The sequence below is a fragment of the Clostridium sp. genome (genome assembly GCF_021372645.1).
Lineage (GTDB): Bacteria > Bacillota > Clostridia > Clostridiales > Clostridiaceae > Clostridium.
This window is the reverse complement of record NZ_JAJFUC010000068.1, coordinates 45,653-59,335: the sequence shown is the minus strand read 5'-3', so window position 1 is coordinate 59,335 and position 13,683 is coordinate 45,653. Positions and strand designations below refer to the sequence as shown.

Sequence of the window (13,683 nt, the reverse complement as noted above, 5' to 3'; positions counted from 1 at the left end):
TTATCCACAGATTTGACTTTATTATAATCTCCTCGTATTAAAAAAGGAATATCTTACTTCAGATACTCCTTAGGTTATTACTTAATTATAGAAACTATGAATTTATATAGTCAAACCAATCTAAGTATATAATATAAATCAAATTAATTTGCAAACAGCATTAAATCTAGAAGTCCTGTAATAACCATCTATAATTCTCCAACCATCAAATTCACTTTTATCAAATAATAGATGTTCATCACTATGTGAAGTAATAGGTAACTCACCAATAAATATTGCTTCTTTAGCGACTCTTTTCAATTCAGCAATTGCTTGTTTAGCATATTCTTTATTAGGAAAATAAAGAAATACTCCAAAACAAATAACCTTATCAAATGTTTTATCTTTAAAAATTAAATCATTTGCTTCTCCTTGCAAAACTGAATTATTTAAGATTTGTATATGCTTTTTGACAAGGCTGCTAGAATAATCTACACCAACATATTGACCACATTTTATATATTTAGCTAGTCCCCCTGCACCACAACCTACTTCTAATACTTTATCAGTTTCTTTTATATCTAGTTCTTTAACAATTTGCCTTGCTATTTCTTTTACAACTTCAGGATTATTATCATATCCACCTAGTTCTCCTAAATGATTTGATTCGCTTCTCCCTTTTCTTTCCCAGACTTCCTTCCAATAAGACATATCCTCCATATTTTTACCCCTCCAAATTAAAATTTATTAAGTGAAATTACAAACAATAGTTGTAATCTATAATCAGAAATATTTAATTATTTTCAATTATTGAACAAAATCAAATTTCATAATAGCAGTGTTCAATGTTCAATGCAATAAGTTCATAAAAAATAATTAATTGCATTAAAATTAGTAGCATCATTATCAATACTTTTGAATTTCAACACTTGTAATATAGATTATGCTAGTTATCTTCTGCTAGTAAAATTATAAGTAGGAAGTATGCCCCTCATATCACAAACATATTTAAACCTCCTTATTTTATTGGTGTATGCACAATGTCGGCTACGTCAGTAACTTTACCTGCAAATCCTTTTTTTATCATAGCACTCATAATAAGAGCTATAATATGAAGCTGCGGCTTAGTAAAATAAATTGCAAATCTTGATTCTTTTAAGAATTTGATTATACATGATGAATTTGTTATAATTGAGCCAATGAATATTTATGTTATCTCCTTGTTATGTTTTGTGTTAGAACCTAATTATAACAAATGATTTCATAAATGTTCTATTTTTTATTATTTTTAAGAGAGCTGTTTTCAATCTCCATCTAAACATTTACGCAAAACTCTTGTTGTTTCTACGTGAATGTTTATTTCTGCGTATTTGTTAGCCCCCCTAAAAGAAAAAATTCCCCAAAACATCGTTTTGAGGAACAAAAAACACACTATTATTTTATTTGTTGAACTCTTCCAACTACGTTATCTTCAAGCATAACCTTGATTCCACGGTGATGATTCTGTGAATTTGTAAGAATTCTCTTAACTATTCCCTCTGTCAACTGACCTGTTCTTTGGTGTTCTTTTTTTACAACTAAGACCTTTGAACCTATTTTAATATTTGATCTGTTTGTGCCATCCATAATTTCACCTCACCTACTGCATGTGATTATAACATTCAATTAGTATATCTTAAACTACAAATAATGTAAATACATATAAGTATGCTTCTCGCTTATCATTTGAGAAAATATTCCATTTCATTCATTTGACTAATTTTCTTTATACTATAATTATCTCTTTTTACATATGGTATATCTAATTCTTTATCTATACCATATGCTTTATTTATTAAACTTTCGTGGGTTTCGTGGTGGAGGCGATAGACATCGAACCCCTGCTCGCAAAATTCAAAATCATTTTATATTTATTATTCATAATCTACTTTTTTAGTTTCAAAAATACTATTATCCCCATAACTACAGCAGCTACCGATATAGCAATATTAAAAATTAACTTATAATCATATTGTGCTTTGCTTGGAGTTTTAGAAGGTTCTTCTTTGATTTCTCTTACATTCAAAACATCATATCCTTCATTAAGAATCATCTCCCTATATTTCGAGATATCATAGTTCTTTGGAGTTTGAATTTCACTGTTTCCAAATCTTAATGTATACTCACTTGATTTTGATCCATCAAAAACCAACTCATCAGCAAGGTATTTTGCTTCAATTCCCGATACTTGTATAGGCTTATCATCTTTATTGTCTATTATAATTTCTGCAGTATCAGCAGTTGCTCTGTATGAAACCAGCGGTATCGTTAAATCTCTATAGCTTGTGTTTGCAAAATCTAAATTATAAAGCACCTTGGAAGCACTGCCATCAAAAGTGACCCTTCTTTTAAATATATTATCTGTTTTCAGAGTAATACTGTTTAGTTTTAAGTTCCTCAATCCCTGAATTTTAACAACAGTGGTTTTGCCCTGCTCCTCAGTAGAAAACTCTGGGGATATAGAATTGATGAAGTATTCTTTTTTCTGTACTGTTTTATTAAATTTCAGCACAACAGAGGAAAAGAAAACTTTCTCCAAGTTGTTAGATATTTTAAAACGGTAATACGTATATTTTTTTACACCATTAAAGGTTATTTCAAGTTTTTTATTGCCATCGACGCTATATAAAATATCATCCTGAACTTTTTCCCAATTTACATTATCATAACCGCCGAAAATCTCTACTTTCTTTGCAAAGCCTTCCTGGTCAGTTTGTACTTCCATTGATGTTGCTGTAACATCCCCATCCTGTTGATTTTTGAGAGCATAGTCATAATATGTGTACTCATCTTTTATATATGAGTTAACAAGCTTCATATCATAGATAGTTCTTGATTCACTTCCACTTTCTACGAAGCTGTTTATAAAGTAAGGCATGGATTCATTATCCTTATCATAGATATCTAAATCAGCCATGTCTCCCCTTATTTTGTTATATATTTCTGGAGTTAACGTTACTGCTTTATATTTATAACTTCCTTTATTATCAATACTAGTGTTGTATGAGTAGTCAAGTGCGTATGCAACAGTACTAGGCAAAGCTATAAATATAACTATACTCGCTATTAGTTTTTTCAACATCCAGTATTACCTCCCTATATCATCTATTTTTTTACTAAAATGCTGATAAACAAATGATATTGCAATAAGTATCGCACCAAAAATGAAATATGATACTATTCTATATCCTTGGGATAGGAATGAAAGGTCAATAATAAATAATTTTGCTACGGATAATATGGATAATCCAAGACCAAACCTTCTTATAAAGGCATATCTCCTTATAAACCCAAATGTAATCCATGCAAAAGCAGTAATCAGGTATATAATGCTTATAACTGCATTATTGAATCTAAGGTCATATTGAGTTATCAGATTTTGTGTCAAAACTACTACAAAATAAAGGGATATTATAAATGGATACCATTCAATTCCGAGTTTCCACTCTATCACAAGGCACAATATCAAATCCCTCAATGCCAGAACTGCAAGTATAGCTATAACTACCAATTCAATTGTACCAATTATGCTTACAGCTGTAGCCACCTCATGCAGAGGCTCTCTTACTGGTGAATTGAAATTTAAGAAGAATAAAGCTATTAAAGCAATAGCATAAATTATTACAGATATAACCTTCATAACATCATCGCAGAGAAGCCTTATCCTAGGAATAATGTATGCAGTTAAAAAGCTTACTAATATCATTGCTGCAGTAGTCAGGTAGTTCAGATTTAAACTACTGTTTGGCAATAGTCTTGATAAATACCCACTTAATTTATTTCCTGTGATGTATAATAAGAAAATCCATACATTAATTGCTGCTGCGTACTTAAACAACAATATTTGTTGTCCTGCCAAATTCTTTTTGTACATTAATGCTCTCAAAACTATAATGCTTCCTGCAGTTATTGCAAGATATTTATACACAAAGAGTGAATTATCGAAATTGAATACATCAAAAAGTATGAAGGCAGCTAAGCATAGGAATGAAATAATAACTCCAGCCTTTTTAAAGTCTTTTAATTCTTTATATATACCATATGAAAGAAGAGTAATTCCTTCCACCAGCCAGCCTAAAGACAACCATACCTTACCGAATTGAAATGGTATTATCAAAACGATAAAAGTGAGGCCTGTAATATAAAAGAGTCCTCTTGCTTTTTGCTCTTCTGTCATATAGTTCTCCACAAATTTTCCCAAAGCCAAATAAACAATCGCAAAGGCAATAGCTAGAAGGCCTGTAAAATCTGATAGTTTTAAAATATAAAACACTGAATATAGGAGTAAAGTGCTTATTACTGTATTCAATGCCATTAAAACAATATCTGAATTTTTAAGGCTGAGTTTTTTCCTAAAAGAGCCCAGGACAGGAATAAGTGTATAGATTATAAACGCAAAAACAATGTAAAGTATTGTTATAAAATCATCTATAGAAAATGTTGTATTTTTGAATCTTCCAAAAAACATGATTGAGGATATATAGAATGAACCTACTACATTAAGTACAAATCCTATATATGCAGTTGCAGTCCACTTCCTGTTAACTGATATAATAAGTGCCAGTATATTAAGCATTACAAAGTAAACCATCGCACCATACACCATTGTTTTGTTTCCCGCAATAGAGAAAAGAGGCAAATATCCACCAATCATTGCGAATGCTGATATGGTTTGAGAATTATACCACTGAGACAAAACAAAGGCTGATGCTGTTATAAGAACACACAATCCTAAAGCCGGATACATATCCAGAATTCTAAATTTAAAAAAGCTTAACGCTAGCGCCACATATAATACAGCTACTCCACCACTTGTAATTCCTAGTGAAAAAACATTTGGCTTTTTACGATTTAACAATTCACCGACTATAAGTAATATAACACCAAATGCAAATGCAAAAATACCTTTCGCCATGTCAGGCAATTTAACATACGTAAACTGAGATGTAGCAATTACACCTATAACAAGTAACAAAATGCCCAGCTTATTGATAATACTAAGTCCTATAAACGATTCTATATTATTCTGTTTTATCCGGGCTTTTATTTCTTCCTCTGTAACTTTTTCCTGTTTTAACTTCGCTAATTCTTCAGCTTTATTTTCACTAAATGCTCCTGTTTGTCTCGCAATTTCTTCACGGGCAAGAGTTATCTTTATATTAAGCAGTTTTCTTAATTCTTCAAGCTCCTTATAAATTTCGTCCTCAATATTTACCCTGTTTGCTTTCAATACACCATCCATTTCATCTATCTGCTTTTTTACTGAAGTTTCCAGACTAGTTAACCTGTTTACTTCTCCCTGAATATTTGATTTATAGTAAACATCCATTTTACTATTTACCGTATTCAGTATCTGAATTTTTTCGTTATAGAGCTGTTCATATAGTGAATTTCTAAGATTCTTGTTTTCTTCTGATAGTTTTAAATTATCGCTTTTTTCCGTTTCCAGAAATACCTGACATTTTACAAGCTCTGTTTTTAAGCTTTCATTCTCAATCAACAGGTCACTATTTTCAATATTTATGATTTCAGTTTCAAGGCTAGACAGAACTTCTTTTTGTTTGACAAGAATATCTTTTAAATTATCCACCGTTAACATCAGCTTCCCCTCCCCTGCTCTTTCTCTATATCTTTAATAAGCTTTATATAATATATTAATATTGTTATATATATACTACCATATTTTAGTTGACAGATACAGTATATAGGTACTAAGGCTGGTGTCATGTGATGGATAGCTTAAGTTAATATTATACATGAATAAAGGTAGAACAATAACTACACATTGTTCTACCTTTATTATTTATTATTTATTAAAATCCTTTAAAAGTGCAGCAAATGGATTATCATTAAAGTCCTCTGCTTCTTTCTTCATTTTCTTCATATAATTATTTACTTCTCTCTTGTCAACTTTTCCTTTTCCATCAAATCTCTTTTTAAATTGAGAAGCTTTTTCTCTAAAGTTACAATTAGTGCCAGGGCAAACGTATATGGCACCATCTCCATGTCCCCTAAGTTCTAGTTTCTTTTTACATTCAGGGCATCTTGCGTTGGTAACTCTTGATACACTTTCTCTATGTCCGCATTCTCTATCTTGGCATACGTTCATTACACCATTTTTACCTTTAACTTCTAGCATATACTTACCACACTCTGGACACTTTTTACCAGTCAAGTTATCATGAGTATATTTATCTGTACTAAATTTAACATCTTGAACTAAAGCTGTTGCATAATTTCTCATTCTTCCTATAAAATCATGAACATCTGTCTTTCCTTTACTTATATCATCAAGCTCTTTTTCCCATCTAGCAGTTAAAAGTGGTGATTTTAGATCCTTTGGTACAAGTTCCATAAGTTGTTTTCCCTTTGATGTTGGAACTAAATCTTTCCCCTTTTTTTCTATTACAAAAGAGTTAAATAATTTTTCTATAATATCTGCTCTTGTTGCAACTGTTCCAAGGCCACCTGTTTCACCTAAAGTCTTAGCAGCTTCTTTATCTATGCTAATATACTTTTGTGGATTTTCCATAGCAGATAAAAGTGTACCTTCATTAAATCTTGCAGGAGGTTTAGTTTGATGTTTCTTAATCTCAACTTTATTTACCTTAATCTTATCTCCCTTAACAAGCTTTGGTAAGACTTGTTCCTTTAACATGCCTTCTTCACTTGTTTCCTCAAGATCATCTACTTTGTCATAAACCATCTTCCAACCTTTAGAGGTTATAACCTTACCTTTAGCTCTAAAGGTTTCATTTCCTATTTGCACTTTAATTCCAGTTTGAATAAACTCAAATGGTGGAAGCAATACACTTAAAAATCTCTTTATTACTAAATCATAAACATTTCTTTCTTCTGAACTTAAAATTCCAAGGCTTATTCTTTGTTCTGTTGGAATAATTGCATGGTGATCTGAAACCTTGCTATCATCAACAAAGCTTTTATTTGCAGTAATATTTCCCTTTAATATTTCAGTTGCACTTTTTGCATAATTTGAAACCGAAATTGCCTTTAATCTATCTTTTATCGTAGGAACTATATCTCTTGTTATATATCTTGAATCAGTTCTAGGATATGTTAAAACCTTATAATTTTCATAAAGTCTTTGCATTATAGATAAAGTTTGCTTTGCTGAATATCCAAAAATCCTATTACAATCTCTTTGAAGTTCTGTTAAATCATAAAGAGCAGGTGCATATTGCTTTTTATTACTTTCTGTAATTTCAATAACTTCCCCATCTTTACCTTTAATTGCTCCAACTATTTTGCTAGCTAAATTCTCATCAAATGTTCTATTAGTATTATCTTTATTAATCCATTCTATAGAGAAGTTATTAGTATTTCCTATGATTGTGAAATAATCTTTAGGTTTAAAATTCTTAATTTCTTCTTCCCTTTGAGCTATCATAGCTAAAGTTGGAGATTGAACTCTTCCTGCTGATAATTGAGCATTATACTTACAAGTTAAAGCTCTTGTTACATTAAGTCCAACAATCCAATCTGCTTCTGCTCTTCCTTGTGCTGCCTTATATAAATTTTCATAAGCTGAACCTGGTTTTAAATTCTTAAATCCATCTAAAATTGCTTTATCTGTTTGTGATGATATCCAAAGTCTTTTTATTGGCTTTTTAAATCCAGCCTTTTCAATTATCCATCTTGCAACTAATTCTCCTTCACGTCCTGCATCTGTTGCAATCACTAAATCACTTACATCTTGTCTTAGCATTTGCTTCTTTACTTCATTAAATTGTTTACCTGTCTTCTGTATAACGGTTAATTTCATGGCTTTTGGTAACATTGGAAGTGTTTCCATGCTCCATTTCTTATACTTATCTCCATAACCTTCAGGATCAAGCAAGGTTACTAAATGGCCTAATGCCCAAGTTACTATATAATTAGGCCCTTCTATATACGCACCTTTATTTTGATTACATTTCAAAACTTTAGCTAAATCTCTACCAACACTTGGTTTCTCAGCTAATACAAGAGTTTTACTCATTTATTTATCTTCCTCACTATTACAATCTATTTTTTAATATTATTATTTCTTTTTATATTTTCTAAATATACCTTAAAATTATAATAACCTTCAAGGCACCTTATTATAGCATATTTTTCATAAACTTGCCTTAAGAATTTTTTATCTGATAGCTATATTTAACATTATTAATTTTTATTAATCTACACATACTATATATGTACAAAAAAAGGAGATGATGTTTTATGGATAACAACAATAAAAGAGATTATTCTAAAAGTAATTATTTGAGAAATGGTACCAAAACTCAAGATCAATATGGTAAAAGTAGTGTTAACACAACAATTGAAAAACCTGGAAGAAATGAAAGTGGTGTAGAAGCTAAAAAGAGAGGTTTCTAAATTAATGGACAATTAATGAAGAAATCCTAAAAGTATTTCTAAAAAATCACTTAGCGAAAAGTGAAAATGCAAAAATGAGAGTCCAAATTTTTTATATTTGGACTCTCTAGCTTTCTCCTTGTAGGCATTTTATATTTGTTAGTTAAATTTCTTCTTCGAGATTATTCTTTATTGTTTATTCTAAATTGTGAATATCGAATAAGTATGTGAAAAAACGCACCTTTTTTATTAATATGCTTCTTTATCTTAATTATAGAAGACTATATTCATCCAATAATCCTAATATTTCTTTAACTGCCTTTTTTGCATCTTTTGGGAGTCTATCTATTACTTGTTGTCTTTGATTTTGATCATTGATTTGAGCTATTTTTATTACCTGTTGTTGAAGTCCTGGTATATTATTTAGTTCAGATACTGCTCTATTAAACTTATTGGCAAAACCCGGATCTTGTTGCATTCTTTGCTGAACTTTCATAATTAATTGAAAAGGATTCATTTTATAAGCCTCCTGTAAAACCTTTTTACTTCATATCTATAATATTCAATAATGCTTCAAAAGTTCACGACAAATATTTAAATAAAAAAGACTATTTCAAAATGTAATTAATTTTGAAATAGTCTTCAAATTATATCTAGGCTACAGTAATGGATTTAATTATTAATTATATAATGGATGTTTATCACACAAAACTTCTACTCTAGATTTAAGTGATGATAAATCTCCTTCTCTGTTATCTATTGCTTCTCCTATAACGGCTGCAATTTCTGCCATATCTTCTTTTACAAATCCTCTTGTAGTGATTGCTGCTGTACCAATTCTAATTCCTGAAGTTACAAATGGACTTCTTGTTTCGTTTGGTACTGTATTTTTATTAACAGTGATTCCTACTGAATCCAATAAGTTTTCTGCTTCTTTTCCTGTTATATCCTTGTTATGTAAGTCAACTAAGAATACGTGATTATCTGTTCCGTCTGATACTATTTTAAATCCTTTTGCTATTAATTGCTTTGCAAGCTCTTTACAGTTTTCAACTACATTTTTACCATATGCCTTAAAACTAGGATCTAATGCTTCTTTAAAACATACAGCCTTTGCAGCTATGATATGCTCTAATGGACCACCTTGTATTCCTGGGAATATATTCTTATTTAAAACTTGAGCATACTTTTCTTTGCAAAGTATTAATCCACCTCTTGGACCTCTTAAAGTCTTATGTGTTGTCGTTGTAACAAAATCACAATATGGTACTGGTGATGGATGCACTCCAGCAGCAACAAGCCCTGCAATATGAGCCATATCTACCATAAGTAAAGCACCAACTTCATCAGCTATTTCTTTAAACTTTGGAAAATCTATAATTCTTCCATATGCACTTGCACCTGCAACTATTAACTTAGGTTTAGCTTCCTTAGCAATTTTTCTTACATTTTCATAATCAATCACTTCAGTTTCTTTGTCAACACCGTAAGATACGAAGTTAAATAATTTTCCTGAAAAATTAACTGGTGAACCATGAGTTAAATGTCCTCCATGACTTAAGTCCATTCCTAAAACTGTGTCTCCTGGCTCCAATACTGCAAAATAAACTGCCATATTTGCTTGTGATCCTGAATGTGGTTGAACATTTGCATGTTCTGCTCCAAATAATTCTTTAGCTCTATCAATTGCTATTTGTTCTATTTCATCAACTACATGACATCCGCCATAATATCTTTTACCTGGATATCCTTCAGCATATTTATTAGTTAAATAAGAACCCATAGCTTCCATAACAGCTGGACTTACAATATTTTCTGAGGCTATTAATTCTATACCTTTTTGTTGTCTTTCTAATTCTTTTTCCATTAAGCCATAAATTTCTTTGTCTTCTCTTTGTATGTTTTCAAAATTCATAATTTTACCACCCCAATATATTTTTTATACCCTGAATGGGTATAAGTTCAACTAAATTCAGCTGGCGTATAAAACTCCACCTGAAAAGTTTCACTTGATATTCAAATTATAAGATTTCTCACCAAATTAATCAACTAATTTTTAACCTTTTCTAATATTATTAGTAATTTTTTTAATTTCACCCTATATTCTCACTATTTGTACTTCTACTTATACTTCTAATAAACCTTATATTAAAAGCTATTTCTAGTTTAATATTTATTGATAATTTTACATTCCAGCTGAATCTAGTTGAACCTATCTTAAGACAAAATATACATCGCATTTTAGACTTGTTATTTTCTTTCATATGCCTAAATATTGAATTTTTTACTCCTATAAGAATTTTTTATTTTATGCTATAATTCATTTGACGTATAAAATATTAATATGGAGAAGAAAATATGGACTTAAATAAATTACTTAAAATTTCTACTCTTGCTGGTAAAATCATGTTAGAAAGTGGTGCTGAAACTTATAGAGTTGAGGAAACTATTAGTAGAATATGTATTGCTTATGGTGCCCATACTGCAGATAGCTTCGTAATCCCAACTGGAATCATAGTTACAATTACTTATTATGACGAAGTTGCAACCCTTGTTAACAGGATTACGTCTCGTGGTGTTGATTTAAATAAAATAGATGCTGTCAATGATCTCTCTAGAAGAATTCAAACTGAAGCTATAGATCTTAGTGATTTTAACAAAGATCTTATAAAAATATCTAATGATCCTAGATATTCTTCTTTAATTACTTTACTTTGTTCTTCTATAGCTGCTGGATGTTTTTCAATAATGTTTGGTGGAAATCTAAAAGACTTTTTTGCTGCAAGTTTAATAGGTGCTTTCATAAAAATAATAAGTATCATATTTCAAAAGTTAAATATAAATGAATTCTTTGTAAATTCTTTTTGTGGTGGATTATGTGCTATTTTAGCTATTATATTTTTGAAGATAAATTTATGTTCTAACTTAGATAAGACTATTATAGGTTCTATTATGTTACTTGTACCAGGGCTTATAATTACAAATGCTATTCGTGATACTATAGCAGGAGATTTTTTATCAGGTATAACAAAAGCTTCCGAAGCTTTTTTGATTGCCATTTCAATTGCAGTTGGTACTGGTGCTATCTTAAGCATATTTATTTATAAATAATTTAGGCATTAGGCAGATGAAAAAAAATAACAAATTAAGAATTTCATATATATTTAGCGTTAGACAAGGAGGATTTTTATGATTGAACAAGTTATAGTTGCTTTAATCGCATCTTTTGGTTTTGGAATAATTTTCAATATAAAAGGAATGAATTTAATCTTTGCAGCTATAGGTGGTGGCTTAAGTTGGTTTTGTTATTTGTACTTAAATAACTATGGAATAAGTACTATTTTATCTTTATTCATATCTTCTATAATATTTAGTATCTATTCAGAAATTTGTGCAAGATATTTAAAAACTCCTGTGACCACCTTAGTAGTTTGTGCCCTTATACCGTTAGTCCCTGGAGCTGGTATGTATTATACCATGCACGAGACTATACTGGGAAATGTAAGTGGTGCTGTAGAACTTGGTCTAAATACCTTAGCTAGTGCTGGAGCCCTAGCCTTAGGTGTAATCTTTGTATCTACAATAACAAGACAAGTTGTGAACTTAAAGATGGTAAAAGAAAAGTTATTTGAAAAATAACTGATTTTTTTATGATTAATCAATAAGAAGACTTGGGTACAATTATAACCCAAGTCTTCTTTCAAGCTCTGAAATCCCATCTTCAACTTCTTCTAAAGGTAAATTTCCCAAAATTAATTCTTCAAGTTCTCTTTCTTTAAGTCTGTTATAAAATCTCATTCCCTCTAAAATCAGACTTCCGTCATTATTAGTTTTTCTAAGCATGTAAAATAAAGTATCTTCAGCCTTATCAAATTTATTAGCTAATTCATAAAGTCTTAATATTTTTTTATCAATATCTAGCGAAATTTCATAATTGCTTAATTCTCCTGCTACCTCTGCTGCATCATCTAAATATTTAGGATTTGTCTCATCATCTTCAGTATATGCCTTGTAAAAACCTTCTAGAGATTTTTCATAATATTGGATTTTAAAATTTTCATTATTTTCTTTATTACTAATTTGACCTTGAAGCTTCATAAGACATCCAAATGCAATAAACTTTTCAGCATTATATTGCATATCTCTACTTATAAGTCCATCTAAACTATTAAAAGAAAAAACATCTACAGTTCCTATATCAATTCCAACTAAAGCTTTAAGTTCTTTATTGACTCTTTCTTTAGCTTTTTCTATATCTCCATTAATTATGTTTTTATCAACTTCTTCTGTTACTAATCTTAAAGTATTTTCTACTTCTTTCATAAAATCGTTTTTTATCATTTTAGTCACACCTCATATTTTAAATTACCAATTATAGTTTTTGCGTAATGATTTGAACAATCAATTTTTCAATATACTATATCCTACATTTTATAAATATATTCAAAATGACATACTTACCATAGAATTTTACCATGATTAACTGCTTTAATCAAAGAAATATAATTTCAATATTTTAATCATATGATATCTCAAAATATTAAAATTACTTTACCTCACATTTTTATATATTATTCATACAATATAATATAAATCAATCTCTTATAACGTAATTATATGGAGAAAATTTTGATAAACTTATGATAATTTATGGAGGTATTTATGAGTATGAAATGTGAAAATGAACGTGGCTTTGAAACTTTTTTAGCTAAACACCGTAATACTGAAAATGAACGTGGCTTTGAGAATTCTCTAACTAGTTGCAGACGTCGTGATTTTGAAGATGAACGTGGTGCTGAAAACATTTTAGATACTAGTGATACTAGTTTCAGATGCCATCATTCTCCTGAACCTGGCAGAGCAATATTATCTTGTGGTTCTGGCTCAGTAGGACCTATGCCTATAATTTCAACAACATTCTCTAGCCCTATGACTATAACTAGTGTATCAATTGATACTACACGTATGTGCAATCCTCGAGTTCTTTTAAGCTTTACAGGCTTAATTTGTTTACCTGCAAATATTTTAATAAGCTTAAACTTTATAATTGAAAAATCAGTTAACGGTGGTGCTCCTCAAGCAATTGGAACCCATACTTTTACTGAATTAGCTGGTGCTTTAGAGTCTGAACCTTTCTGTTTCCAACATTGTGATTGTAGTCCACTTGTTGGTGGTACAACTTACACCGTTAAAGTCCAACCAAGCAGTTTTATTTCTGAAACAGCTGGTTTAACAATAAATGGAACATTAAGTGCTTTAGCTGTTGAAACTCTTTGCTAATAGAAATTATATTACAGAGAGCTCTAT

Annotated in this window: 12 protein-coding genes; 4 read left to right on the top strand and 8 right to left on the bottom strand. The window is 30.1% G+C overall.

Annotated features, from left to right (window positions below; genetic code table 11):
* Positions 1-138 precede the first annotated feature (138 nt).
* From LLF98_RS11390 to LLF98_RS11370, 5 genes are all read right to left on the bottom strand, one after another.
* Entirely contained in the window at positions 139-699 is a 561-nt protein-coding gene (locus LLF98_RS11390; protein WP_291703655.1) for a class I SAM-dependent methyltransferase, read from the bottom strand.
* A 714-nt stretch (positions 700-1,413) separates the two neighbouring features.
* The gene (locus LLF98_RS11385) at positions 1,414-1,605 is read right to left on the bottom strand and encodes a YwbE family protein (RefSeq protein WP_291703653.1); all 192 of its coding nucleotides are present in this window, start codon (positions 1,603-1,605) and stop codon (positions 1,414-1,416) included.
* A gap of 298 nt (positions 1,606-1,903) precedes the next feature.
* Positions 1,904-3,100 carry a hypothetical protein gene (locus tag LLF98_RS11380; RefSeq protein ID WP_291703651.1) on the bottom strand — a complete coding sequence of 399 codons (1,197 nt, stop codon included), beginning with the start codon at positions 3,098-3,100 and terminating at the stop codon, positions 1,904-1,906.
* Positions 3,101-3,106: 6 nt separating this feature from the next.
* Positions 3,107-5,617 carry a DUF2339 domain-containing protein gene (locus LLF98_RS11375; RefSeq protein ID WP_291703649.1) on the bottom strand — a complete coding sequence of 837 codons (2,511 nt, stop codon included), beginning with the start codon at positions 5,615-5,617 and terminating at the stop codon, positions 3,107-3,109.
* Positions 5,618-5,824: 207 nt separating this feature from the next.
* Positions 5,825-8,017, bottom strand: coding sequence for a DNA topoisomerase III (locus LLF98_RS11370; protein WP_291703648.1), 2,193 nt, complete (start codon positions 8,015-8,017; stop codon positions 5,825-5,827).
* Between the two features lie 224 nt (positions 8,018-8,241).
* Between LLF98_RS11370 and LLF98_RS11365 the strand changes: the two genes are divergently transcribed.
* On the top strand, positions 8,242-8,397 hold the full coding sequence (locus LLF98_RS11365) for a hypothetical protein (protein ID WP_291703647.1): 156 nt from the start codon (positions 8,242-8,244) through the stop codon (positions 8,395-8,397).
* A gap of 250 nt (positions 8,398-8,647) precedes the next feature.
* Here the strand turns inward: LLF98_RS11365 and LLF98_RS11360 are convergent, their stop codons facing one another.
* Together LLF98_RS11360 and glyA are read right to left on the bottom strand one after the other, a co-directional pair.
* Entirely contained in the window at positions 8,648-8,893 is a 246-nt protein-coding gene (locus tag LLF98_RS11360; RefSeq protein WP_291703646.1) for a hypothetical protein, read from the bottom strand.
* 162 nt (positions 8,894-9,055) lie between these two features.
* Positions 9,056-10,291 (bottom strand): serine hydroxymethyltransferase, encoded by a 1,236-nt coding sequence (gene glyA / locus LLF98_RS11355; protein ID WP_291703645.1) that lies wholly within the window; start codon positions 10,289-10,291, stop codon positions 9,056-9,058.
* A gap of 443 nt (positions 10,292-10,734) precedes the next feature.
* On the opposite strand from glyA, the gene LLF98_RS11350 reads away from it, so the two are divergent.
* Positions 10,735-11,487, top strand: a complete 753-nt coding sequence (locus LLF98_RS11350) for a threonine/serine exporter family protein (protein WP_291703643.1) — start codon at positions 10,735-10,737, stop codon at positions 11,485-11,487.
* 78 nt (positions 11,488-11,565) lie between these two features.
* The gene (locus LLF98_RS11345) at positions 11,566-12,015 is read left to right on the top strand and encodes a threonine/serine exporter family protein (RefSeq protein WP_291703641.1); all 450 of its coding nucleotides are present in this window, start codon (positions 11,566-11,568) and stop codon (positions 12,013-12,015) included.
* A 42-nt stretch (positions 12,016-12,057) separates the two neighbouring features.
* On the opposite strand, the gene LLF98_RS11340 is transcribed toward LLF98_RS11345, so the two are convergent.
* On the bottom strand, positions 12,058-12,717 hold the full coding sequence (locus LLF98_RS11340) for a DUF6483 family protein (RefSeq protein ID WP_291703639.1): 660 nt from the start codon (positions 12,715-12,717) through the stop codon (positions 12,058-12,060).
* 321 nt (positions 12,718-13,038) lie between these two features.
* Here LLF98_RS11340 and LLF98_RS11335 point away from each other — a divergent pair, with 321 nt between their 5' ends.
* Positions 13,039-13,656 carry a DUF4489 domain-containing protein gene (locus LLF98_RS11335; RefSeq protein ID WP_291703637.1) on the top strand — a complete coding sequence of 206 codons (618 nt, stop codon included), beginning with the start codon at positions 13,039-13,041 and terminating at the stop codon, positions 13,654-13,656.
* The last annotated feature ends 27 nt before the right edge of the window (positions 13,657-13,683 follow it).

Bases quoted from the DNA above. Each gene is read 5' to 3' on its own strand.
- LLF98_RS11390 (WP_291703655.1), bottom strand. From the start codon at position 699: ATGGAGGATATGTCTTATTGGAAGGAAGTCTGGGAAAGAAAAGGGAGA.
- LLF98_RS11385 (WP_291703653.1), bottom strand. From the start codon at position 1,605: ATGGATGGCACAAACAGATCAAATATTAAAATAGGTTCAAAGGTCTTA.
- LLF98_RS11380 (WP_291703651.1), bottom strand. From the start codon at position 3,100: ATGTTGAAAAAACTAATAGCGAGTATAGTTATATTTATAGCTTTGCCT.
- LLF98_RS11375 (WP_291703649.1), bottom strand. From the start codon at position 5,617: ATGTTAACGGTGGATAATTTAAAAGATATTCTTGTCAAACAAAAAGAA.
- LLF98_RS11370 (WP_291703648.1), bottom strand. From the start codon at position 8,017: ATGAGTAAAACTCTTGTATTAGCTGAGAAACCAAGTGTTGGTAGAGAT.
- LLF98_RS11365 (WP_291703647.1), top strand. From the start codon at position 8,242: ATGGATAACAACAATAAAAGAGATTATTCTAAAAGTAATTATTTGAGA.
- LLF98_RS11360 (WP_291703646.1), bottom strand. From the start codon at position 8,893: ATGAATCCTTTTCAATTAATTATGAAAGTTCAGCAAAGAATGCAACAA.
- glyA (WP_291703645.1), bottom strand. From the start codon at position 10,291: ATGAATTTTGAAAACATACAAAGAGAAGACAAAGAAATTTATGGCTTA.
- LLF98_RS11350 (WP_291703643.1), top strand. From the start codon at position 10,735: ATGGACTTAAATAAATTACTTAAAATTTCTACTCTTGCTGGTAAAATC.
- LLF98_RS11345 (WP_291703641.1), top strand. From the start codon at position 11,566: ATGATTGAACAAGTTATAGTTGCTTTAATCGCATCTTTTGGTTTTGGA.
- LLF98_RS11340 (WP_291703639.1), bottom strand. From the start codon at position 12,717: ATGATAAAAAACGATTTTATGAAAGAAGTAGAAAATACTTTAAGATTA.
- LLF98_RS11335 (WP_291703637.1), top strand. From the start codon at position 13,039: ATGAGTATGAAATGTGAAAATGAACGTGGCTTTGAAACTTTTTTAGCT.